General features: G+C 44.8%; 21 protein-coding genes and 1 riboswitch. Of the genes, 15 read left to right on the top strand and 6 right to left on the bottom strand.

Annotated elements, in window-relative coordinates; all coding sequences use genetic code 11:
* Positions 1 to 58 precede the first annotated feature (58 nt).
* Positions 59 to 1,285: a glucose-1-phosphate adenylyltransferase gene (locus MHI48_RS17745; protein ID WP_076328538.1), complete on the bottom strand. Its 1,227-nt coding sequence runs from the start codon at positions 1,283 to 1,285 to the stop codon at positions 59 to 61.
* Positions 1,286 to 1,478: 193 nt separating this feature from the next.
* On the opposite strand from MHI48_RS17745, the gene glgB reads away from it, so the two are divergent.
* On the top strand, positions 1,479 to 3,485 hold the full coding sequence (glgB, locus tag MHI48_RS17740; RefSeq protein WP_076328539.1) for a 1,4-alpha-glucan branching protein GlgB: 2,007 nt from the start codon (positions 1,479 to 1,481) through the stop codon (positions 3,483 to 3,485).
* Positions 3,482 to 4,924: a glycogen synthase GlgA gene (gene glgA, locus MHI48_RS17735; protein ID WP_074095456.1), complete on the top strand. Its 1,443-nt coding sequence runs from the start codon at positions 3,482 to 3,484 to the stop codon at positions 4,922 to 4,924. The genes glgB and glgA overlap by 4 nt, the downstream gene beginning before the upstream one ends.
* Positions 4,925 to 5,075: 151 nt before the next feature.
* On the opposite strand, the gene MHI48_RS17730 is transcribed toward glgA, so the two are convergent.
* Both MHI48_RS17730 and MHI48_RS17725 read right to left on the bottom strand, forming a co-directional pair.
* Positions 5,076 to 6,833 carry an alpha-glycosidase gene (locus MHI48_RS17730; protein ID WP_076328540.1) on the bottom strand — a complete coding sequence of 586 codons (1,758 nt, stop codon included), beginning with the start codon at positions 6,831 to 6,833 and terminating at the stop codon, positions 5,076 to 5,078.
* Between the two features lie 267 nt (positions 6,834 to 7,100).
* Complete coding sequence (locus MHI48_RS17725) at positions 7,101 to 8,276, bottom strand: M20 family metallopeptidase (protein ID WP_076328541.1); 1,176 nt, start codon at positions 8,274 to 8,276, stop codon at positions 7,101 to 7,103.
* 183 nt (positions 8,277 to 8,459) lie between these two features.
* On the opposite strand from MHI48_RS17725, the gene MHI48_RS17720 reads away from it, so the two are divergent.
* The 3 genes from MHI48_RS17720 to MHI48_RS17710 all read left to right on the top strand — a co-directional run bounded on the left by MHI48_RS17720 (position 8,460) and on the right by MHI48_RS17710 (position 11,722).
* Positions 8,460 to 9,923 carry an ABC transporter permease subunit gene (locus tag MHI48_RS17720; RefSeq protein ID WP_083677436.1) on the top strand — a complete coding sequence of 488 codons (1,464 nt, stop codon included), beginning with the start codon at positions 8,460 to 8,462 and terminating at the stop codon, positions 9,921 to 9,923.
* Positions 9,910 to 10,632 carry an amino acid ABC transporter ATP-binding protein gene (locus tag MHI48_RS17715; protein ID WP_076328542.1) on the top strand — a complete coding sequence of 241 codons (723 nt, stop codon included), beginning with the start codon at positions 9,910 to 9,912 and terminating at the stop codon, positions 10,630 to 10,632. The genes MHI48_RS17720 and MHI48_RS17715 overlap by 14 nt, the downstream gene beginning before the upstream one ends.
* 218 nt (positions 10,633 to 10,850) lie before the next feature.
* A riboswitch (cyclic di-AMP (ydaO/yuaA leader) is annotated at positions 10,851 to 11,045 on the top strand.
* A 2-nt stretch (positions 11,046 to 11,047) separates the two neighbouring features.
* The gene (locus tag MHI48_RS17710; protein ID WP_036613684.1) at positions 11,048 to 11,722 is read left to right on the top strand and encodes a 3D domain-containing protein; all 675 of its coding nucleotides are present in this window, start codon (positions 11,048 to 11,050) and stop codon (positions 11,720 to 11,722) included.
* Between the two features lie 107 nt (positions 11,723 to 11,829).
* On the opposite strand, the gene MHI48_RS17705 is transcribed toward MHI48_RS17710, so the two are convergent.
* On the bottom strand, positions 11,830 to 12,621 hold the full coding sequence (locus MHI48_RS17705; RefSeq protein ID WP_076328543.1) for a polysaccharide deacetylase family protein: 792 nt from the start codon (positions 12,619 to 12,621) through the stop codon (positions 11,830 to 11,832).
* Between the two features lie 154 nt (positions 12,622 to 12,775).
* Here MHI48_RS17705 and MHI48_RS17700 point away from each other — a divergent pair, with 154 nt between their 5' ends.
* The 5 genes from MHI48_RS17700 (at position 12,776) to MHI48_RS17680 (ending at position 15,679) form a co-directional block, all read left to right on the top strand.
* A complete protein-coding gene (locus MHI48_RS17700; protein ID WP_051447323.1) occupies positions 12,776 to 13,117 on the top strand; it encodes a hypothetical protein in 342 nt (113 codons plus the stop codon).
* 111 nt (positions 13,118 to 13,228) lie between these two features.
* Positions 13,229 to 13,900 (top strand): PspA/IM30 family protein, encoded by a 672-nt coding sequence (locus MHI48_RS17695; RefSeq protein WP_076210133.1) that lies wholly within the window; start codon positions 13,229 to 13,231, stop codon positions 13,898 to 13,900.
* A 95-nt stretch (positions 13,901 to 13,995) separates the two neighbouring features.
* Positions 13,996 to 14,397 (top strand): DUF350 domain-containing protein, encoded by a 402-nt coding sequence (locus MHI48_RS17690; protein WP_076328544.1) that lies wholly within the window; start codon positions 13,996 to 13,998, stop codon positions 14,395 to 14,397.
* A 23-nt stretch (positions 14,398 to 14,420) separates the two neighbouring features.
* On the top strand, positions 14,421 to 14,927 hold the full coding sequence (locus MHI48_RS17685; RefSeq protein WP_076317633.1) for a DUF4178 domain-containing protein: 507 nt from the start codon (positions 14,421 to 14,423) through the stop codon (positions 14,925 to 14,927).
* Between the two features lie 11 nt (positions 14,928 to 14,938).
* Positions 14,939 to 15,679 (top strand): DUF4247 domain-containing protein, encoded by a 741-nt coding sequence (locus MHI48_RS17680; RefSeq protein ID WP_017688102.1) that lies wholly within the window; start codon positions 14,939 to 14,941, stop codon positions 15,677 to 15,679.
* A gap of 114 nt (positions 15,680 to 15,793) precedes the next feature.
* Here the strand turns inward: MHI48_RS17680 and MHI48_RS17675 are convergent, their stop codons facing one another.
* Complete coding sequence (locus MHI48_RS17675) at positions 15,794 to 16,090, bottom strand: restriction endonuclease (RefSeq protein ID WP_076328545.1); 297 nt, start codon at positions 16,088 to 16,090, stop codon at positions 15,794 to 15,796.
* 215 nt (positions 16,091 to 16,305) lie between these two features.
* Between MHI48_RS17675 and glp the strand changes: the two genes are divergently transcribed.
* Both glp and mobB read left to right on the top strand, forming a co-directional pair.
* Positions 16,306 to 17,574: a gephyrin-like molybdotransferase Glp gene (gene glp, locus MHI48_RS17670; protein ID WP_076328657.1), complete on the top strand. Its 1,269-nt coding sequence runs from the start codon at positions 16,306 to 16,308 to the stop codon at positions 17,572 to 17,574.
* A 6-nt stretch (positions 17,575 to 17,580) separates the two neighbouring features.
* On the top strand, positions 17,581 to 18,114 hold the full coding sequence (gene mobB / locus MHI48_RS17665; RefSeq protein ID WP_083677437.1) for a molybdopterin-guanine dinucleotide biosynthesis protein B: 534 nt from the start codon (positions 17,581 to 17,583) through the stop codon (positions 18,112 to 18,114).
* Between the two features lie 245 nt (positions 18,115 to 18,359).
* On the opposite strand, the gene xerS is transcribed toward mobB, so the two are convergent.
* Entirely contained in the window at positions 18,360 to 19,466 is a 1,107-nt protein-coding gene (xerS, locus tag MHI48_RS17660) for a tyrosine recombinase XerS (RefSeq protein WP_076328546.1), read from the bottom strand.
* Between the two features lie 178 nt (positions 19,467 to 19,644).
* On the opposite strand from xerS, the gene MHI48_RS17655 reads away from it, so the two are divergent.
* From MHI48_RS17655 to MHI48_RS17645, 3 genes are all read left to right on the top strand, one after another.
* The gene (locus tag MHI48_RS17655) at positions 19,645 to 20,133 is read left to right on the top strand and encodes a GNAT family N-acetyltransferase (RefSeq protein WP_076328547.1); all 489 of its coding nucleotides are present in this window, start codon (positions 19,645 to 19,647) and stop codon (positions 20,131 to 20,133) included.
* 78 nt (positions 20,134 to 20,211) lie between these two features.
* Complete coding sequence (locus MHI48_RS17650) at positions 20,212 to 20,985, top strand: SDR family NAD(P)-dependent oxidoreductase (RefSeq protein ID WP_076328548.1); 774 nt, start codon at positions 20,212 to 20,214, stop codon at positions 20,983 to 20,985.
* A gap of 128 nt (positions 20,986 to 21,113) precedes the next feature.
* Positions 21,114 to 22,007: an aldo/keto reductase gene (locus MHI48_RS17645; RefSeq protein WP_340017668.1), complete on the top strand. Its 894-nt coding sequence runs from the start codon at positions 21,114 to 21,116 to the stop codon at positions 22,005 to 22,007.
* The last annotated feature ends 254 nt before the right edge of the window (positions 22,008 to 22,261 follow it).

Below are 22,261 nucleotides of genomic sequence, written 5' to 3'. Positions count from 1 at the left end.
ATCAATACCAAAAAAGGCGAGCCATCCGAGGCTCGCCTTTCTTATATTATTTATTTAATTATGAAGAAAGTTCACCAGCGCGCAGGCGCCCACTTTTTTCATATACTTCTTTCAATATACGGACAGGTTGCGTACGGACAGCCGGCTTGGCAGAGACGATCTCGTTAGGCCCAACGACAACAATTTCATCCGCCGTACCCTTCACAATTGCACCGTCTTTGATAATCGCACCTTCACCGATGATAGCACGTTCGATGTGAACACCACGACCTATGCGTGCGTTAGGCATAACAACACTGTCTTTAACCTCAGAGCCTTTACCCACTTCTGCACCGCAGAAGATAACGGAACGTTCTGAACGACCTTCGATTGCACAAGAGTCGTGAATCATGGAAGTAACATGTTCGATCTTTGTATGTCTTGCTTTGTAAGCACTTGGCTTGGAGCGCCAGTCGCGAGTAAACATCGGCCAGTTTTCTTTTTGCAGACTCCAGTCTTCCTCGTTGTGTAACAGATCCATATGTGCATCCCATAGGCTCTTAACCGTACCTACATCTTTCCAATAACCATTAAAGTTATAGACAAAGAGGGGATTATTTTCGTTCAACATTTGAGGAATCACATCTTTACCGAAGTCATGGCTGGATTCAGGATTAGCGGCATCTTCCAACAGATGGCGTTTCAGATAATCCCATTTGAACATGTAAATGCCCATTGAAGCCAGATTACTTTTTGGTTCAGCCGGTTTCTCGGCAAACTCGGTTACACGCAAATCAGCATCGGCAGCCATGATCCCAAAGCGATGTGCTTCATCCCATGGAACTTCCATAACTGAAATCGTTGCTGCGGCATTATTGGCTTGATGAGCCTCCAACATATCGCGATAATTCATATGATAAATATGGTCACCCGACAAAATTAGAACATTTTCGGGGTTTTGTTGATCAATATAGTCGATATTTTTATAAATAGCATCCGCCGTTCCCAAGTATTCGTCATTTCCTGTATGATAAGATGGAAGCAAGGATATTCCTGCCTCACTTGAGTTGCCATGTCCCCATGGTTCTCCTCCACCGATGTGATCGTGTAAAGATTCCGCTTGGTACTGCGTCAATACTCCTACAGTATCGATCCCTGAGTTTACGCAGTTACTGAGAGGAAAATCGATGATCCGGTAGTGCCCGCCAAACGGTACAGCGGGTTTTGCGATACTCGAGGTTAAAGGGGCTAATCGCTTCCCTTCTCCTCCCGCCAACAGCATAGCGATGCAATCTTTATTAAACATAATCGTTTCCCTCCCAAAATATTGTGCATTGTAGTACATCATTAACGCAAAGTAGAGCAGATGAAACGATTGTTACTGTAAAAATTCAGAAAAAAGACAACATTTTCTAAACCACCGCATTTTTCTTTTCAACTTGGCTAGACTGGGGTAATGGTTACTGTTATATCTATTTTCTTGAGAAGAAGGTGATCTCTTGGCCATTCAACCGTTAGCACACCCGGACATATTGCCGGAGCATATTTATTTATTTCATGAAGGTAACCTTCATCACAGTTATCGAATGTTGGGCGCGCAGCCTGAGACTTGCGATGGCCTTCGGGGGTATCGCTTTACCGTATGGGCACCAAATGCCGTAGAAGTAGGACTGGCTCTGGACCGCAATGAATGGAAAGGCGAAAAGGAACCTTTATATAAGATACCCGAATCAGGATTTTGGAGTCGTTTTTTTCCGGAAATCAGCGAAGGAACTTTATACAAGTTCCGTATATTAACGGAAGATGGAACAGAATTGCTCAAAGCGGACCCATATGCGTTTCAAGCAGAGGTTCGACCTCAGACAGCCTCTGTCACCAGTTCAATCGAAGGGTACAAATGGAATGATGGAGCCTGGAGACGCAAACAACGTGCCATGTATAACAAACCTCTACATATTTACGAAATGCACATGGGAACCTGGAAGCGCAAAGAAGACGGAAGCCTCTATAGTTATCGCGAGATGGCTGATTTGCTTGTTCCTTACTTATTAGAAATGAAATATACACATGTTGAAATGATGCCTCTCAGTGAGCATCCATATGACCTTTCGTGGGGCTACCAAAACACAGGGTTTTATGCGCCAACCAGTCGTTATGGGCATCCAAAAGATCTGATGTATCTAGTGGATACACTACATCAGGCAGGGATTGGCGTATTGCTGGATTGGGTACCTGCACATTTTGCCAAAGACGCTCATGGGTTGCGTATGTTTGATGGTACGCCTTTGTATGAGTATGCAGATCCGATGTTAGCAGAGAAGCCAGGCTGGGGCACACTTAGCTTTGACTACTCGAAACCTGAGATTCGTTCATTTCTGATCTCCAATGCATTATATTGGATGGAGATGTATCATTTTGACGGACTCCGTGTTGATGCGGTTACGAGTATGCTTCGGCTTGATTTTGAGAAGCAGCCAGGACAATATCGTACTAATGATGAAGGTGGTCTTGAGAACAAGGAAGCTGTAGCCTTTTTGCAGCAGCTGAATGAGACAGTGTTCAAATATTTCCCTTATGCATTGATGATGGCTGAAGAATCCAGTGCATGGCCTATGGTGACTTTACCTGTAGATGAAGGTGGTCTGGGTTTCAACTACAAATGGAACATGGGCTGGATGAACGATACGCTTGATTACATGGAATCTGATTTTCATGAGCGTCCTTCCAAACATCATTTGCTGACTTTCCCGGTCGTATACTCCTTTGCTGAAAATTATGTGCTACCTCTGTCTCATGACGAGGTTGTTCATGGCAAAAAGTCGCTCCTCGACAAGATGCCAGGAACTTATGAGCAGAAATTTGCCGGCATGCGTGCTTTTCTGGGCTATTTTATGACTTTCCCAGGGAAAAAGCTGTTGTTTATGGGTGGAGACTTTGGCCAGTTCATCGAATGGAAAGATGAGGATCAACTGGATTGGTTCTTACTGGATTATGACAGTCACCGCAATTTGCATAAGTTTGAGCGTGAGCTGTCTAACCTGTACTTGAGTGAAAAAGCTTTGTGGGAGCTTGATCATTCCCTAGACGGTTATGAATGGATCACTCCGGATGATCAGGACCAGAGTGTCATTTCATACGTACGCAAAGGAAAAAAACCTGCGGATACACTCCTTGTGCTCATTAACTTTCAGCCGGTCAAGCGGGAGCGTTACCGGATTGGTGTCATGCGTCCCGGTATGTATACCGAAGTACTGAACAGTGACCATTCCGTTTACGGCGGTTCAGGCATTACTAATGATATGCAACTGCCTACCGAAAAGATTCCTTTTCATGGGCATCCGCATAGTCTCGAATTGGTATTGCCTCCGCTTAGTATCGTGATTCTAAAAAAGAACACACGTCGGAAAACGGATGAATCACCTGCGAGTATAACTTCCGTCAGTTCAAAAACGAAGAATAACAATGAAAGCAACACGCTCAAACCGAAGAGGAGGACAAAGGCATGAATATTCTATTTGCTGCTGCTGAAGTACATCCATTTATCAAAACAGGAGGCCTTGCTGACGTAATCGGTGCTCTCCCGTTTGCTTTGAAGAAGAGCGGGGCAGATGTGCGGGTGATTATGCCTAAGTACAAGGGGATTCCCGATGAGTATAAAGACGCGTTACAGCCCGTAATTACAACGGATGTGCCTCTTGGCTGGCGCAGACCCTATTGTGGAATAGAAATGCTGGTTCATGATGGGATTCCAGTCTATTTTGTGGATAATGAGTATTATTTTGGGCGTGATGGAGTGTACGGTTATATGGATGATGGCGAGCGTTTCGCCTTCTTCAACCGTGCAGTGCTCGAAGTATTGCCACAGATTGAGTTCAAGCCTGACGTGTTGCACAGTCATGACTGGCATGCAGGAATGATTCCTTTGGTGCTTGAAGCCCATTACAGACATGATTCATTCTACAGTGATATTCGTACGGTATTCACCATACATAACTTGTTGTACCAAGGGGTATTCCCGCATGAGTTATTCAGTGATATCCTTGAGCTGGACGATCGATATTTCACCGTGGATGGAGCCGAATATTACGGTAACGTCAATTTCTTGAAGGCTGGAATTGTCTACGCTGACCATGTAACAACCGTTAGTCCAACTTACGCACAGGAAGTGAAAACATCTTATTACGGATACGGTCTGGACGGACTGCTTAGTTCACTTGGAGATCGATTCAGCGGGATTGTAAATGGCATTGATACCAAGAGCTACAACCCGGCTACAGACACCAAGATCCCGGTGAAATACAGAACAAGTCTGTCCAAGAAAACGGAAAACAAAATTGAGCTGCAAAAGGAACTTGGACTTCCTGTTCGTCCTGATGTACCTCTTATGGTCATGGTCACAAGGCTTGTGGATTCCAAAGGACTTGACTTGGTCTGCCGTATCCTGGATGAATTGTTGTATTATGATGATATTCAATTCGCTGTACTTGGAACAGGGGAGCAGTCCTATGAACATTGGTTCCGTGAAGCCGCGAATCGTTATCCACTTAAAATGTCTGCACAGATCAAGTTCAACGACGGATTATCCCGTCGGTTTTATGCAGGCAGTGATATCTTCCTGATGCCGTCCAGATTCGAACCGTGTGGTATTAGTCAGTTACTGGCTCTGCGGTACGGTAGTGTGCCTCTCGTAAGGGAAACAGGCGGTCTGAACGATACTGTGCAGGCATATAACGAGTTTACTGGAGAAGGTAATGGTTTCTCATTCACAAGCTTTAACGCTCATGACATGATGAGTACCATTCGGCGTGCTGAGGAGATCTACAAACAGCCAGAACACTGGAAGAAAATTGTGAAAAATGCAATGGGCGGAGAATACAGCTGGAATGTCTCAGCTGAAGAATATATGGATATCTATCGTCGGATCACACTTGACCCTGTAAATTGATGTAGTCTTGAATGAGTCACAGCACATGATGCTGTGGCTTTTTCTCATCCAAAAAAACACTTCCAAAGTTCAGAATGAAGTATCATCTGAGACGGTGGAAGTGTTTTTCTTTTCTTTTATATGACTGTTCAGAATTTAAATCTCAGTAGTGTTAGATGGTCGCCGGATTAAGCTGTCTGTACAAAATGCGATACCCATAGGGGTCAAGCTTAATGTTCATCATTCCATCGGCTGGAAACACAGGCTCTTCAGTTAATGCATCTTTCCAGTCTTTTGTTTCCATGGGATGAGAAAGCGTTCGATCTTGAGGTGTATTGTTCATCCATACGGTAAAGTGAAGGTTGTCATCCACACGCTCGTACACGATACAGGGATCATTGTGATCCGCCTTGAGGAATCGGAAGCGTCCTTTGCGCAGGGCTTCATTGCTTTTGCGTAGATCGATCATCAGACGATAGAAATCATACAATTCTCTGTCTTGCTTGTCCGGGTCCCATTCCATACATTTTCGACAATCCGGGTCAGCATCACCACTAATCCCAACTTCGTCGCCGTAGAAGATACAAGGTGTACCGATATAGGTGAAAAGAAATACAACCGACAACTTTAAACGGCGTTTGTCTTCTCCTAACCGGCTGAGCAGTCGTGGGGTATCGTGGCTGCACAGCATATTAAAGATCACTTCGTTGGTTTGTTGCGGATAGCGCATAATAAGTGAACCCATCTCGTTGGCAAAGTTATAACCGTCCATTGAACCACAGAAGAACTGAAGCACTTTGTCGGCAAATGGATAATTCATGACGGAATCGAATTGATCTCCCATAAGCCAGGTCAAGGAGTCGCTCCATACTTCACCAACAATATAGGCTTCAGGGTTCGCTGCCTTAACAATCTTGCGAAAATCACGCCAGAAATGGTTGTCCACCTCATTTGCTACATCCAGACGCCACCCATCCAGCTTAATTTCCTTGATCCAGTATTCAGCTACATCGAGTAGATATGCCTTAACCTCAGGGTTGGCTGTATTGAACTTGGGCATGTTGCCATAGAACCCAAATGTATCGTAGGTTGGTATACCATCCTTGATCTGAACCGGATATTCATTGATGTGGAACCAGTCGGCATACTTAGAGTTTTTTCCATTCTGGAGAACGTCTTGAAAAGGAGGGAAGTCTTCGCTGCAATGATTAAACACCGCGTCAAGCATGACACGTATACCCAGGCGATGACATTCTTCTGTCAATTGTTTAAGCAGGGCATTATCACCGAAATGGGGGTCGACTTTTTTATAATCAATCGTGTCGTATTTGTGGTAGGAATTGGCCTGGAATAACGGGGTAAAGTAAATGGCATTCACGCCAAGTTCAGTTAGGTCATACAGATGATCCAGCACACCTTGCAGATCTCCACCAAAATAATTGTCCAACTCGGGTTTGCCACCCCAGTCATGCGTTTCTTTTGGATTCAGCTTGGGATCTCCGTTAGCAAACCGTTCCGTCATGATCTGATAAAAGACGGCTTCTTTGGCCCACTCGGGCACCTTAAACACATCAATTTCATGTATATACGAGAACTCATAATATCCTCCAGTTGGATAGGGGGTCTCATAATGAATTCCGTTATCCGCAAGAAAAACATCTTCTGAACCGGCAGTTATCCGAAATATATAGGTGAGACGTTTGAATTGTGGCTTGACGGCAGCCTCCCAATAATCAAACATGTTATCCGAAGCAGCCTTCTCCAATTGAATTTCCTTGTACGTTCCATTCCAATCGTACTTATCTCCGGTCAGTGCAGTCACGTATTGCACATCATTACGTTTGGTTCGTACGCGCAGATGTATGGTAGACGAATTATAAGCATAAGCCCATTTGTCACGAGGAACATGATACATGGCTTCGAGCAGCATGACAGCACCTCCTGAATATAGGATAAGTTATGAAAACCGGTCTTTAGAACACGCACTTATAGTTATAATTAACCAAGTTAGCCAGCAAACGAATCACATTTACTGTAATAAAATGTATTATTTTCATCGTTTTCAAAGGTTTCTTTCACAGCATTTCCAGCTTTGTGCTGAATATACTTACAGCTAATTTAGAAAAAAGGGTGCCCTGAACAGCTTGGAATTCAAGATTGTTCAGGGCACCCCTATATAACATGTTGAAAGTGAATTTTAGCGAATAGCTTGCTCGAACTCCGTGCGGATGGTTTGAAGCAGCTCTGGCTGGCTCAGTACGTCATAGGCTGTTGTTGCAAGTGCCTTGGCTCCCAGAATCATGCCATCCAGCGCGCGCTCCTGTAATGCAAGGTCACGGAAGGCTATGGAGTGCAGGGTATGAACCTCATCCACAACACGAATGTAAGGATGGATCGCAGGACATTTCAGGGAAACGTTACCGATGTCCATAGAGCCGTGATCATTACCACTCACAATCTCTTCTTGCGTGATACCAAGTTCCATCAGATTTTGACTAAACGCAGCTGAGAATGCTTCATTGGTAACCATCTCATCATAGGACGTTTCATAGTTGGATGTTACCAGCTTGCAACCTGTCTGGAGAGCAGAACCTTCAGCGATCTGAATCACACGTTCTGTGAGGATATTCAGTTCTTTGCGAGTTGCTGCCCGTACATAAAATTGCGCAGAAGCATAGTCAGGAATGATATTTGCTGCCTGACCTCCGTTGTTGATCACACCATGAATCCGAACGGTGCTTTTCACTTGTTGACGGAATGCATTAATCCCGTTGAACGTTTGAATGACAGCATCAAGTGCATTAATACCTTCGTGCGGACTTGCAGCGGCATGTGAAGATCGGCCATGGAATTCAAATTGCACAGCATCAATAGCCAGCGAGCTGCCTGACTTTTCGTGGGCATAATATGGATGCGCCATGAGAGCGACGTCACAGTCATCGAACAAACCTGCTTCAGCCATCGGAACTTTGGCACCACGTGTCTCTTCAGCGGGGGTACCAAACACTTTAATGGTTCCACCTACTTCATCCAGAATAGATTTTAGCCCAACAGCGGCCCCAAGACTCATCATACAGATTAGATGGTGACCACAAGCGTGACCGATCTCCGGCAAGGCGTCATATTCGCACAATAAAGCAATGGTAGGGCCGGGTTTGGCGGCTGAATAGGTTCCGATAAAGGCTGTCTCCAGACCGAGGATTGGAGCCTCTACAGTGAAACCGTGGAAGAGCAGTTCTTCTTTCAAACGGGCAGAAGCGAGATACTCTTCATTTCCCAGTTCGGGGTTGGCACCGATATATGATGAAATGGCTTTAAAACGGGAAGCATATTGATCAATAACCGTCAGAATTTGTGATTTGTTAGCTGTCATTAGTAAACTCCTTATGCAAAAATAAAAATAATTCATTGATTATATCATGTTTGCTTTATTTTTTCAGAAACAAGTCAAGATTTGTATTGTCAAAATGCATTGCATAATCATGCATTGTACTTTATAATGACTCAGTCATCAACATGAGAAGCATACAAAGTATTGTAAGGGGAGAGAAAAAGGTTGAAATTAATAAGTCGTTACACCATGATGCTGTTGACCTTTGTTATTCTGCTGACGACTGCCGTTCCTGTGGCACTTGCAAGTGGAACTACAGATAATTCAAGCAGTAAAAAGCTGGTGCTCGGTACAAGTGCCGATTTTGCACCATATGAATTCCATAAAGTGATTAATGGCAAAGATGAAATCGTCGGCTTCGATATTGAGATCGCCAAAGAGATTGCCAAAGATCTTGGCGCTGAGCTTGTGATTGAGGATATGGGCTTCGACGGTCTTCTGCCTTCATTGCAGAGCGGGCGTGTTGATCTGGTGATTTCAGGTATGACGCCGACGGATGAGCGGAAGAAAAGTATCGATTTTTCCGACACCTATTATAAATCAAAACAAGTGATTATGGTTCGGAATGTGGATAAAGACAAATATCCAACCATGGCAGAACTTGAAAATGCGAAGATTGGCGTTCAGAAAGGCTCCATTCAGGAAACGATCGGACAGAGTATTCCAGGAGCGAAGCTTACTGCGCTGGATAAAATCTCGGATATCGTGCTTCAACTGCAAACAAAACGCATTGACGCGGCAATCGTTGAAGATACCGTTGCTGTAGGTTATCTGGACGATATCATTGGACTTGCTGCTGCTGTTCCGGACGAAGAGCAAGCAGAAGCGGCAATCGGGATTCGTAAAGGTAATACCGAGCTGCTAGCTGCAGTAAATGGAACACTGGAGCGACTGAAAAGCGAAGATAAAATCAATCAGATGGTGACGGACGCCAGCCTCTTGATGGCGGATAAAGCGAACAAATCACAAAATATTTTCCAAGTATTCTGGGAGTACAAAAGTTTCTATGCTACAGGTGTAGGATACACACTTCTGTTGTCTGCACTTGGGGTTATCTTCGGGGTAATTATTGGATTGATCATCTGTTTGTTCCGTTTGCATGACGCTGCAATCTTGCGCTGGATCGGTACGGCTTACGTTGAAGTGATCCGTGGCACACCGATGTTGGTACAGTTGATGATTATTTACTATGGTTTTTCCCTGAGCTTTGGCATTAACTTCACTGCACTTCAGGCAGGTATCATTACACTTTCAATCAATAGTGGTGCCTATCTGGCGGAGATTTTCCGTGCAGGTATCCAAGGTGTGGATCGTGGTCAGTTGGAGGCAGCGCGTTCATTAGGTATGGGAAGAGGCGCCGCGATGCGTTATATCATATTGCCACAAGCCTTCAAAGCTGTATTACCAGCGATCGGTAATGAATTCATAACTATCATCAAAGAATCCTCCATTATCTCCGTTATCGGTATGGTGGATATTATGTATCAGGCAAGTGTAGTCAAGAACATTACGTACCAAGGGTTGAGTCCATTTTTGATTGCAGCAGCCATCTACTTTGTAATGACGTTCATTTTGTCCAAGCTGCTGGGACGACTGGAAAGGAAGTTGAGTGCAAGTGATAGACGTTAGACAATTACACAAATCTTATGGAAATAACGATGTGCTTAAGGGCATTAACGTGACGATTGGCAAAGGTGAGGTTGTCGTGGTCATCGGTCCTTCCGGTTCAGGTAAAAGTACTTTCTTACGTTGTCTGAATCTGCTGGAACAGCCTACCTCAGGAGAGATTGATTTTGAAGGCGTGTCAATCACGGACCCCAAGCATAACATTAACGCAACTCGTGAGAAAATGGGCATGGTGTTCCAGCACTTCAACCTGTTCCCACACAAAACGGTACAGCAAAACATCACGATTGCTCCGATTAAAGTGAAGAAACAATCCACTCAGGAAGCGGAGAAAATTGCCTCTGATCTGCTTAACACCGTGGGCTTGTACGATAAAAAAGATACATTCCCGAATCAGCTGTCTGGTGGACAGAAACAGCGGATCGCCATTGCTAGAGCATTGGCCATGCAGCCGCATGTGATGCTGTTTGACGAGCCTACGTCGGCACTGGACCCTGAGATGGTCGGCGAAGTGCTGGATGTCATGAAACGTCTTGCAGAAGGCGGAATGACGATGGTCATCGTAACCCATGAGATGGGTTTCGCACGTGAAGTGGGAGACCGCATCTTGTTCATGGATGGCGGGGTTATTGTGGAAGAGGGAACACCTGATGAGGTGTTTGGAGCACCCAAAAATTCACGTACACGTGATTTTCTTGCGAAAGTACTCTAAACGATGTGATCAAATAGCGTTACTGACTTCGAGTCGGTAACGCTATTTTTTATGGATAATAATGACGTATGGATTCGGAAAAGTAACTATTCTGTTACCAAATATAAAGGAATCGGGTCAACCAAACTTTCTGAATTAACCAGTATTCTTACAAATGCTTACATGCTAAAAACCATTTGGTAAGAATTACTACAAGTTCAGGTTACAAAATTGTGATATATTGAACTCTGCCGAAACTTCCGGATAGGGAGTGCGGGGGATGTAACGATGCAGATTGTGCAGGGGGAAGATCTACAGCACACTGCTTGGGGTGAATTGGGTACATAACGTTTCAAATGTAACGAAGAACCTATAGGGTGGGCTCCTCATCCGAATCCGACAACTAACTTCGCAGGCACAATGAGGGAGGAAGACCATGATTAACAAGAAACGTATAGCCAAAACAGCAGTAGCATTAATGACAACAGCAATGCTCATTCAAGCCGTTCCGGCTCACGCCGATTCAGTTCATGTGGCCAAAGAAGGGGATACCTTCTACACCTTATCAAAACAATATGGAGTAGCACTCAACACGTTAATTAAAGCAAACAACGACATTTCGGCTTACAACATTTATGGTGGTTTGAAAATTACGATTCCCGGTAAGGCAAACAATGTAGCAGCCGCTGCGGCAACGGAGAGCAAGACCCAAGCGAAGACTGTTACTACAGCAAGCTTGGACGTCAACGCAGATAACAAAGTTGTTCAAGCCTGGGGTAAAACATTCGATTACAGCAAAGCTGTGAACGTAAAAGCAACGGCATACTCTGCAGATCCGTCTGAAAATGGAGGCTGGGGTGCAGTCGATTATTTCGGAAATGACCTTGAACTGGGTACGATTGCAGTTGATCCAAGTGTAATTCCACTTGGAACCAAAGTACTGGTAACTGGTCACAGCCATCCAGGATTGCCAAAACAGGCTTTTGTAGCCACAGCGCGGGATGTGGGCGGTGCAATCAAAGGTCACCGGATTGATATCTTTATCCCGGGTAGCAAACAGTCTGTAAGCTCATTTGGTTTTCAGGATATCGAGCTGTACATTCTGAAGTAGAGAGAAAAGAACATTTAAAATGAATTCAAACAGGGTGTCTGCCAGTCGCTAATTCGCGATTGAACAGCACCCTTTTAATATTCTCATTTATTTCTACCACGGTCATCTTAATCTTTGGCCTTGGGCAATCCCAGCATTTCGTCCAAGGTGACCAGTTCATATCCCCGATTACGTAGTTCCTCAATAATTTCAGGCAAAGCCTCAATCGTGCCGTTCAGGTTTGACCCTACACCGCCTCCAGCATGTTGCAGAACGATGGAGCCGGGTTTTACGGCAGAAAGAATGTTATCTTTCACCTGTTCCTTTGAAAGGCCTTTCCAGTCCAGGGAGTCTACGTTCCAGTTCACAATGCTATAGTGTTGTTTGGCAGCCCATCTCAGCTGTTCTTCATTAATGTCTCCATAAGGTGGCCGAATCATCTTGGGCGTATATCCTGCCAAACGTTGGATAATATCCCCGGTATGTAAAATTTGTTTGCGAAAGGCATTCATCGACAGTTTACTGAATTCAGGATGATTGTAGCTGTGATTACCAACCATATGCCCTTCCTTAACGATGCGTTTCACCAGATCCGGATGTTTCTCAGCACGACTACCCACGATGAAGAATGTAGCTCTGACATTGTATTTCTTCAATACATCCAGTACTTGTGGAGTAAATCGTGGATCAGGTACATCATCAAAAGTCAGTGCAACCTTCTTGGTTGAAGGACCATTGGTTTTGAACGTATCGGCATATTTTTGACGTAATTGTCCCAATGTCAGTTGTTCTTCTTCCGCAGAATCCGAACCTGATACTGATTCACTTGGTGGGCTTGAAACATCCCGCGATGAAACTGGAGCATGAGATCCCCCGAGAAAAATAACGATAACCATCAGCATAATGAGGCGTACGCGCATAATAAACGGCCTCCTTTTCCAAAATGACGTTCTCCTTGGTATGCCCGGGGGTTCCATAAAATATGCGTAGTGTGAGAAGTTTCATTGCGGATTTATCTTATGACAGCCATAATTCCTCCATACATAACATATAGAAAAGGATAGGTGGATGGGTATGAGTACATATGATTTGAAATCCATACGTTTACAGGTGATTGAAGCAGGAGAAGATAAGGTTTTTCTCGTTACCGGAGGAAAGGCGCATATTGGCGCCGTAGCCACGTTCTACGTGGATCATGAGCGCGTAAGCGGGACGACAGTCCATATTCCTGGGCATAAAGAACAAGAGCTGTGTGAGCGGCTTGCCCGAAAGGCTGCCTTGCAGCTGAAAGTAACCGTTACGGTGATCATGGGTATCCATTTTGATTCCATCACGCGGATGCAGATCGACGAAATCGTGCAGACTGCAGAGAGGTTGATGGAGGATCATCTGAATAAAGATAAACGATCTTCCTGACATAAGAGCCATCGAATGTTTTGATTTTATTTGCTAAAATTGAAACGAGTTGTAGATTGTTACGTATGTATGTTTATATACGATGTAATATCGACTAGGAGGAATAACATAATGTCCATTTTCAAACGTTTGCGTGATCTAACTATGTCTAACATCAACGCCATTATTGACAAGGCGGAAGATCCAATCAAGATGACGGACCAATATATCCGTGACATGCAAGAGGATCTGGAAGATGCGGAGAAAGCAGTGGCTCAACAGATCGCCATTGAGAAGAAATTCAAGCAGTTATTCGAAGAGCAGGAAGCTCTTGTGAAGAAACGTGAAGAGCAGGCGCATACGGCGGCACGTGCTCAGAATCTAGATTTGGCTCGACGTGCCCTGGAAGAGAAAAAGGCTGCTGAAGAGAAGATGGCTGAGTACAAAACCAGCTATGACCAAAACAAGGCTTCTGCAGATAACCTGCGTGGCAAGCTTGACGAAATGCGTAAGCAGTTGACTCAAATGAAGAACAAACGTGAAACACTGGTAGCCCGTTACAATGCAGCAAAAGCCCAAACGGAAATCAACAAAGCGTTGAATGGGTTTGGCTCTGATACTGCAAGTGCTGGTATGAAGCGTATGGAAGAGAAAATGATGCAGATGGAAGCACAGGCCGAAGCAAGTAACGAAATGTCTTCCAAAGGAAAATCTTTGGATGAAGAGTTCGAGAAGTTGGGTAAAGATCAGGCTGTTGAAGATGAACTCGCAGCATTGATGAAACAGTACGATAATAAGAACTAATACCTTGGTTGTCAGCAGGGTTAACCAGCGGAGGAGAAGAGTATTTCTCCTTCGCTTTTAAATGCGGTTCATGTTGATATGTGGGGGCTGTGTAAATGGATTTGAACATTTTGGCGATGCTGGTCTGGACCGGATCTGGTTCGGTTTTGCTGTTTGTCCTGATGTATATTGATTCACTGTTCACGAAATATAAGGATTTTGCTGAAGTTAAGGCTGGCAATATGGCCGTTACTACACGCATGGTTATGAAATTATTTGCACAAGGATATGTACTCGCTACGTCCATTTCTACGGCCGGTCACCTGGGAGAAGCACTGCTGGTCTCCGTTGTATCCTTTATCATTTTGTTGATTCTGGAGAGTGTTGTACACTTTATGATTCGCAAATGGGCCAATCTGGATCTGGATACGGGAATTCAGCAAGGGAAGACAGGGTACGGATTGTTCTCTGGCGCTTTACATATCGTGGGCGCACTGATTATTGCAGCTTGTTTATAAGATAAGGAACAGGAGTAATTCTCATGAGTGTATGGAAACGAATTAAAGGAATACTAACGAAACCTGAACCACCGCAGGCAGAGAAAACGATGCTTCAGCTTGCACCTGGTGATATCTGTGAGGTTTCTCTGGTCACTTATGAAGTCGTTGGTCGGGTACAAAATCGTGCTCGAAATGCAGTTGTGCTCACGCTACAGGATGGTACCGCATTTCGATATTTGCATATCGAAGAACGGGAACTCACACGTTACGCCCTATATACACCAATTGATGGCAGGCTTGATGCGCCTGATGAGGTGCCTACATTGCTGGACCTGGATGGACGCGCATATCATCTGGAGGAAGAGTATGGAGGCATGGTATCAACGGCAGGTAGAACTCCATATGGCCAGGCTGGAGAACAATTGGTATGGCAGTATCAGTCGGATGATAATATGCTTCTTCGCGTGGAGTGGCAAGACAGAAGATTTACACTGTATGAGGGTGAGTCCATTCTTCCTGCGGATATCAAAGTGATTCGTTCGAGCTAGGAGAGGTTCCAATGAAAAAACGCTTGGCACATGGATTAAAATTAATGCTGGTCCTCAGCCTTGTCATGTCTCTGTTGTCCGCGTGCGGAGCAGCACCTTCTGTTCAGGACACCTATCCGCTTGAATCGGTTAACGGCAGTGGTAACTCAACGTCCTATGTGTACCGGGCTTCGGACCGTACCGTTCCGGAAGTGGCTCAGGAATTGTCTGACCAGCGGCAACCGGATCAGATCTCGGCAGAGAACACAGAGCGTATGTTCCTCGTGTATCAGGACGAGTATTATCACCTGCAACAAGACCCGAACAAGCCGGAGGATACCTTGGTTGAGGTGGACTCCAAGGAATATGTTCGGCAGAACTACGATTCATCTTTTTTACAAGGTTACCTCACCGCTACATTAATTGGTAATTTGTTCGATTCTTTTGGCGGGCGAGGTTATGGCAACTATCGGGGATACACCAATAAAGATACGTATAAACCGAGTGCAGGATCTTATCGTGCACCAACAAGTAATGACAAGAAGCTTGCTCCACCTATTACTGTTGATCGGAAAGGTACGATTACAAGGCGCGGAAGCGATAAAGATTCAAGCGTGGGATCTGGCGGAGGATTATTCAACCGCAACAAGGATCAGAGCAAGGGAACCATTGATCGCAACAAGAGCAGTGGTGGGCTGTTTGATTCACCTAAGAAATCCTACAAAAAACCAAAAACCAGAGTGGGCGGCGGCCGAATTAAGAGGCGAAGATAATGATTTAATTATAAGCTTGGCTGCCCAACATATAGTTCAATCCAAAAAGAACAGGAAAAGGTATGACGGATTTATCTCTATCCGCGCATTTACCTTGGAGCTGTTCTTTTTTCTTTACGACTTGCGAACATGATTGGACTTGTGTACGCGGGGAATCGTTGTAGCAGGTTGTTTGCGAATCCAGCGGATAAATGGAATCATTCGTTCATCCTGTCTCAAGGATTGCAGATCAGTGAGACCAAGGGTTACAATGTCGCGATTGGTGTATAGCGAATGAATCTGTTTGTGACAGGGGATGCACAGGTTGGCCGTTGGTAGAAATGTTCCGCCCATTTCTTTGGGTGTCAGATGATGAACGGTCGTGTTCACAGGTTCTCTTCCGCATAATTCACATCGATTACTTATGATCATCGCCTCCCTTTGTCACTTATATTATGGGCAGACAAGATGCCTTTCATGTTGAATATAGATCAAGGAATGTTACACCTGTAAGAAATAAGATTTTGTCACAGGATTCAATAAGTGATGTACTTGTTATCTTACAATATTCGGGCTACACTTTCTTAAAGGATGATAGTCTTTAGGAGGTAAGAATACTTTTGAAATTGAACTCACATTCACATGATATGACAACTGCCAAATTCAATCGTACAGCTGTACAGGTACCGGATGCCCAGGCCAAAATAGCTGCAAGAGTTACTGTAGGCTCCATAGAGAAAGTTCATCTTGAATCTGCTCATGGCCGCACACTTGCAGAGACGATTCAGGCACCCCATCCGTATCCATTCTTCCGGAGATCGGGTATGGATGGATTCGCGATTATAAGTACAGATACCATAGATGCATCGAGTGATCATCAAGTTTGGTTTCGAGTAATTGATGAAATTCCTTGCGGCTACACTTCGGATCACACCATTGTTTCAGGTACGACGGCTCGCATCATGACCGGTGCACAGGTTCCGGAAGGTGCGGATGCGGTGGTCATGATGGAGATGACTGAGAGCAAGGTAGAGGACGGAGAACAGTGGATTGCATTGAAACGGCACATATTGTCGGGTGCTAACATCACCCCAATCGGACTGGAAGTCCAAGAGGGACAGCAACTGCTCGAAGCAGGAACGATCATCAGGGCAGGAGAGCAGTCCGTGTTAGCTACTTTTGGCATAGCAGAAGTTCCTGTATTTCAACGTCCAAAGGTGGCGATATTCGCAACCGGCACGGAATTGCTTGATGTAGATGAGCCATTACAACCAGGTCGGATTCGGAATAGCAACAGTTACATGCTGCGCTCTCTGGTTGTAGAGGCAGGTGGAGAGCCTGTGATGTACGGTTCTATTGCAGACGATGTGAATACGGCAAGGGCCAAACTGGAAGAAGCCATTCAAGATAATGATATCGTAGTGACCACAGGCGGTGTATCCGTTGGGGATTATGATATTATGGGCGAACTTGTGCTGGAAGAACATGTGGAGATGTTGTTTAACAAAGTGACGATGCGACCAGGCAGTGTGACCACAGCTGCTATATATAAAGATAAATTGCTTTTTGCACTTTCGGGTAACCCCGGGGCTTGTTTTGTAGGTTTTGGTCTGTTTGTTCGTCCAACCATTCGTTCCATGCAGGCGGATGCTCATCCTTATATGGAAGAATGGACTGCGATCTTGGAAGAAGAGTACACCAAAGTTAATAATTTTACACGTTTCGTACGTGGACGCACAGAGATCCGCAACGGCATGGTGTACGCAATACCGGCTGCCGCCCGTGTAGATGAATCTAGCGTGATGATCACCATTAAGGACAGTGATTGCCTGATTGTTGTTCCACCTGAGAAAAAAGGCATTCCTGCGGGTGAGCAGGTACGCATTCTCAAACTGCCCTCAGGTCATGTGAGGTAGTGGTAGATGACTACAATGAGTGATACAAAGCCACATATCATACAGATTGTTGGATACAAAAACACAGGCAAGACAACCCTGACAGCCGCGCTGATCGGGCACTTTTCTTCTATGGGACTTAAAGTAGCAGCAATTAAGCATGATGGACATGACCATTTTGAGATGGATCAAGAAGGAACGGATTCTTATCGATTTGGAGAGTCTGGGGCTTCGGCGGTGGTTATCATGTCAGAGAAACGTACTGCGATTATGGAGCGACAGGCAACCAAGCTAGAGGATATGCTGAGCTATCTATCGGATTATGATTGGATTGTTGTTGAAGGATTCAAGGATGCTTCTTATCCCAAATTTGTGATGGTTCGAGAAGAGAAAGATCTGACCTTGGTTGATCAGCTTGAAGGGGTAGTGGGTATAATCTCATGGCTACCTTCAGAGCAGTTTATTGAGCAGAGCACCGTAAGCAGAGATATAACATGGTACTCGGTTCAAGAAACGGAGGATATAGCCAAAGCGTTGATACAGATGGTTGAGAGCGAGTAAAGGCAGAATCGTGAATTCGAAGCGTAGAAACGTCAAGAAGTGGGATATTATGATCGCTGGATATGATTGATTGTACAGAGAGCGTGATTGATCGACTTCGGATATAACGTAATTTTTATTATGTAAACTAAATTGTTTCTACTTATGCTCTTCTCCTTGAATAATGCAAAAAAACCAAAAAGCAGCAGACCTTTCTCGGATCGAAATCCTTGATGCGGTTTGCTGCTTTTATTATGTTCGGGATGTTACATCCCTTCGTCGGTACGACGTTCAATGGCTTCGGACATCGTTTTGTCGGTAAGGTGAGCATAGATCTCGGTCGTTTCCGTAGAAGCGTGTCCAAGCTGCTCCTTCGTTTTGTAAATATCATTTTGTAAATAATAGTCGGTTGCGAATGAATGGCGTAATTTGTGCACGGTCAAGAATGGTTTGCCAAAACGTTTGGCGTATTTCATGATCATCGCCTGGATCGCCCTTTTGGTCATTCGACTGCCTTCTGAATCTCCGTTACGCAAAGCAATGAACAGACCTTTCTCCCGCTTGGGCGTGCGGTAACGTGATTGCCGCAGGTTCATATAAGTTGCGAGTTCGTCCTTGGCCTGTTCCCTGAAATAAACGGGTGTTTTGTACGTCTCATCATTGTTACCTTTGCGATAAACATACAGGAGTTTGTTGTTCAGATCGAGATCATCGACGTTCAGGTTCACAACTTCCGACACTCGTAAACCTGAATTTAGAATCAGGCTGGCAATGCAGGCGTCCCGTTCTTTGTTGAGCTCATGGGAATAGAGTGCCTGCTTGTTCTTCTCCATATCAACAGCGTAACCTTCAAGGATATAGCCGATAAATTCCAGCAGTTCCTCTTCCTCCAGGATTTTACCTTTGAGTTTGGCAGCGGTGTCCTTGGGTTTATGGGTACGCTTGATCTCGATTTTGGCCATAATGTTCCGCTTCAGCAAAGGATAAAAGTCTTCATCTTCCGCAATTTGGCTCAGGTAATGAAAAAGGGAGCGAAGGGAAGAGAGCTTGCGGGAGACGGTAATTCTGGAATTGGTTCCTTCCCGTTTGGTTGTAAGAAATAACCGATAGGCGGTAACCGAATCCATGCGAAGGACTTCCAGTTCAGTCAAGGTAACTTCTTTATTAGATCTTGCCTCGGATAGCCCCTCTGCTCGCAACCATCCGAAGAAAGCTTCGTAATCTCTCAGATATTCGAGCAGGGTAGAGGGGGACAGGTCAGGCAGTTTGTAGTCCATGAATTGCTGAACGAACCAAGGCATGGAAGGTAGTTTGTCATCCAGCTTGCGTCGATCAATCTCTTTTTGCACGTTGGTCAAGTTCGACACCTCCATGTGAAAAACATATAAAATGAATATTCAATTTAATAGTATTCTATGCTCTAGTGTACCATAATTTACATGCTCACAGCTTGTTCACCAAAGCAGGCAGTAAGTAGGGTATGCTTCCTTGCCCTTCGGCGCGTAAACCTTTAAAGTAATTAGTATACGTAGAGCAGAGGAGGTGAACCGGATGAATATGAAAATAGAACTGGTTCCCCGGGACCGCAGTCAGGTGATTCGGCATTTAATGCAATTTTATCTATATGATTTTACCAAATACCTGAATATTGATGTGGACAGTAACGGCATTTTTCCGGAATATCCCGGTCTGGAGGCATTCTGGGCAGAAGAGGACCGCAAGTTTCCTTTTTTGATTACAAGTGATGGGGCACCTGCAGGGTTTGCTCTGGTGGAGAAATTGGAGCCTGGTAGTAAGGATAATGACTACTATTTGACTGAGTTTTTTGTGATGCAAAAATATCGGCGCAGTGGGGTGGGCACTCGGGCAGCCTATGAATTGTTTAAACGTTTTCCTGGCAGATGGAAAGTAACTCAGGTTCGGAACAATGTTATTGCGCAGGCGTTCTGGCGAAAAATTATAGGGGAATATACGGGAGGACGCTTTCGAGAGAAGTTCCATCCGGAACTGGGTAATCCAAGCCAGTATTTTGTAACCTGATTCCTATCGGGGTTTACCTACATATACAGCATTCTGCTTGAATGCTGAAATAAAGAATCTGATGAAGGAGTGAGTGACATGAACGTACCCACATTCCATCTCGATGGACAGACAGCACTGGTGACAGGTGCAGGGAGAGGGATCGGAAAAGCAATTGCGATTGGACTTGCCCAGTCAGGCAGTGACGTTGTACTTGTATCCCGAACGATGAAAGAAATTGAGGAGACAGCAGCCTACATCTATGAACAGACAGGGCGTAAAGCGCTCGCTCTGACTGCGGATGTGACATCAAAAGAACAAATGGAAGAGACGTTTCAAGAGGCAATCTCGGAGATGGGTAGTCTGGACATTCTGGTGAATAACGCAGGTATGAACATACGGACACCAGCACTTGAAGTAACGGACGAACAGTGGGAGACCATCATGCAGACAAACTTAAAATCGGCTTTCTTCGCTTCGCAATTGGCGGGTCTGCATATGAAAGAACGTGGGACTGGGAAGATCATTAACATCTCTTCGGTAGGCGGTCACACGGCTTTACGGACAGGGGTTGTATATGGTGCAACCAAAGCTGCTTTAATTCATATGACCAAAGTGCTCGCACTGGAATGGGGCAAGTATGGAATCCGTGTCAATTCAGTAGGGCCATGGTATTTCCGAACACCTCTGACTGAAAAACTGCTGGATGATCCGCAGTATTTGCAGGAAATTGTAAGCCGTACACCGCTTCAGCGAGTGGGAGAACTGGAAGAAGTGGTAGGGCCGGTTGTATTCCTGGCATCAGATGCAGCGGGATACATAACGGGTCAGACGTTATTGGTTGACGGTGGAATGTCCATTTATGGATTTTAAATAAATGAAGTTGGTTACATTTTGGAAAAGTGGGTGGCATAACCCACTCATGGGTAATAACATAGGGAAAGTTAATCAGTATTTCTATTTATCTGTACCCAATTCACTGAACTTGGAGGAAGATAACCATGGAAACGCGCAAGTACGGTAATACTGGCATGAACGTAAGTACACTTGGATTTGGCGGAGCGGAAATAGGCAAAAATGTATCCAAAACGGATGTAGCGACATTGCTGAATAGTGCCCTGGATGCTGGATTAAACGTGATAGACACGGCTGAATGTTACGGTGACAGCGAGGAATTAATCGGCGAGGTGTTGTCATATCGGCGTGATGACTACTATTTGTTCACCAAATGTGGACATGCTGCCGGGATCGAAGGCCCGGATTGGGATGCCAAAGTACTGGAGCAAACGATTGACCGTAGTCTGAAACGGCTGAAAACGGACTATGTGGATGTTATCCATTTGCATAGCTGCTCCGAAGAAGTACTCCGACAAGGAGCAGTGATCGAAGTACTACAGCGTACCAAGGAAGCAGGAAAAACCAGATTTATCGGATACAGTGGGGATACAACAGATGCGCTATATGCGATTCAGACCGGAGTATTTGACAGCCTGGAGACTTCATTAAATATCGCAGATCAGGAAGCAATTGATCTTACGTTGCCTGAGGCAAGAAAAAGAAACATGGGTGTCATCGCCAAAAGACCAATTGCCAATGCGGCCTGGACGTATGATACACTTTCAGAAGAGGCTTATCCATTTATATACTGGAAGCGCTTAAGTGAACTGAACTATGGTTTTCTGGGTGAAGATGCCCAGGTAGCGGTGGAAACAGCACTGCGTTTTACACTAAGTACCGAAGGTGTAGACACAGCTATTGTAGGAACAGCCAAGCCCAATCGCTGGCAGCAAAATGCTGATCTTGTGGCTAAAGGGCAACTCCCACAGGAATTGTATGATGAAATTAGAGCACGATGGAAAGAAATCGCCGGAGCAGATTGGACTGGCCGGACTTAAATCAGAAATATTAGCGAAGCCGCCATATGGCGGCTTTTTTATGACCAACATAAAATATTTTCAACATATGAAAAATTCACAACAACTTTCGGATCAGGGGCTGCAAAAAAATTTAGGGAATAATGTCTATACGTCAGCTTAGTTCAAAACGGGTGACAAAGGATGAAAGAGGAAAAATCCCAGGAAATATCCCTTCTTATAAGCGACTAAATTTATAAAAAACGACGAAGATATTGAGAAAATACGAAAAATGG

Source organism: Paenibacillus sp. FSL H7-0942 (assembly GCF_045040715.1).
GTDB classification, from domain to species: Bacteria; Bacillota; Bacilli; order Paenibacillales; family Paenibacillaceae; genus Paenibacillus; species Paenibacillus amylolyticus.
This window is presented reverse-complemented; position numbering and strand designations above follow the sequence as displayed.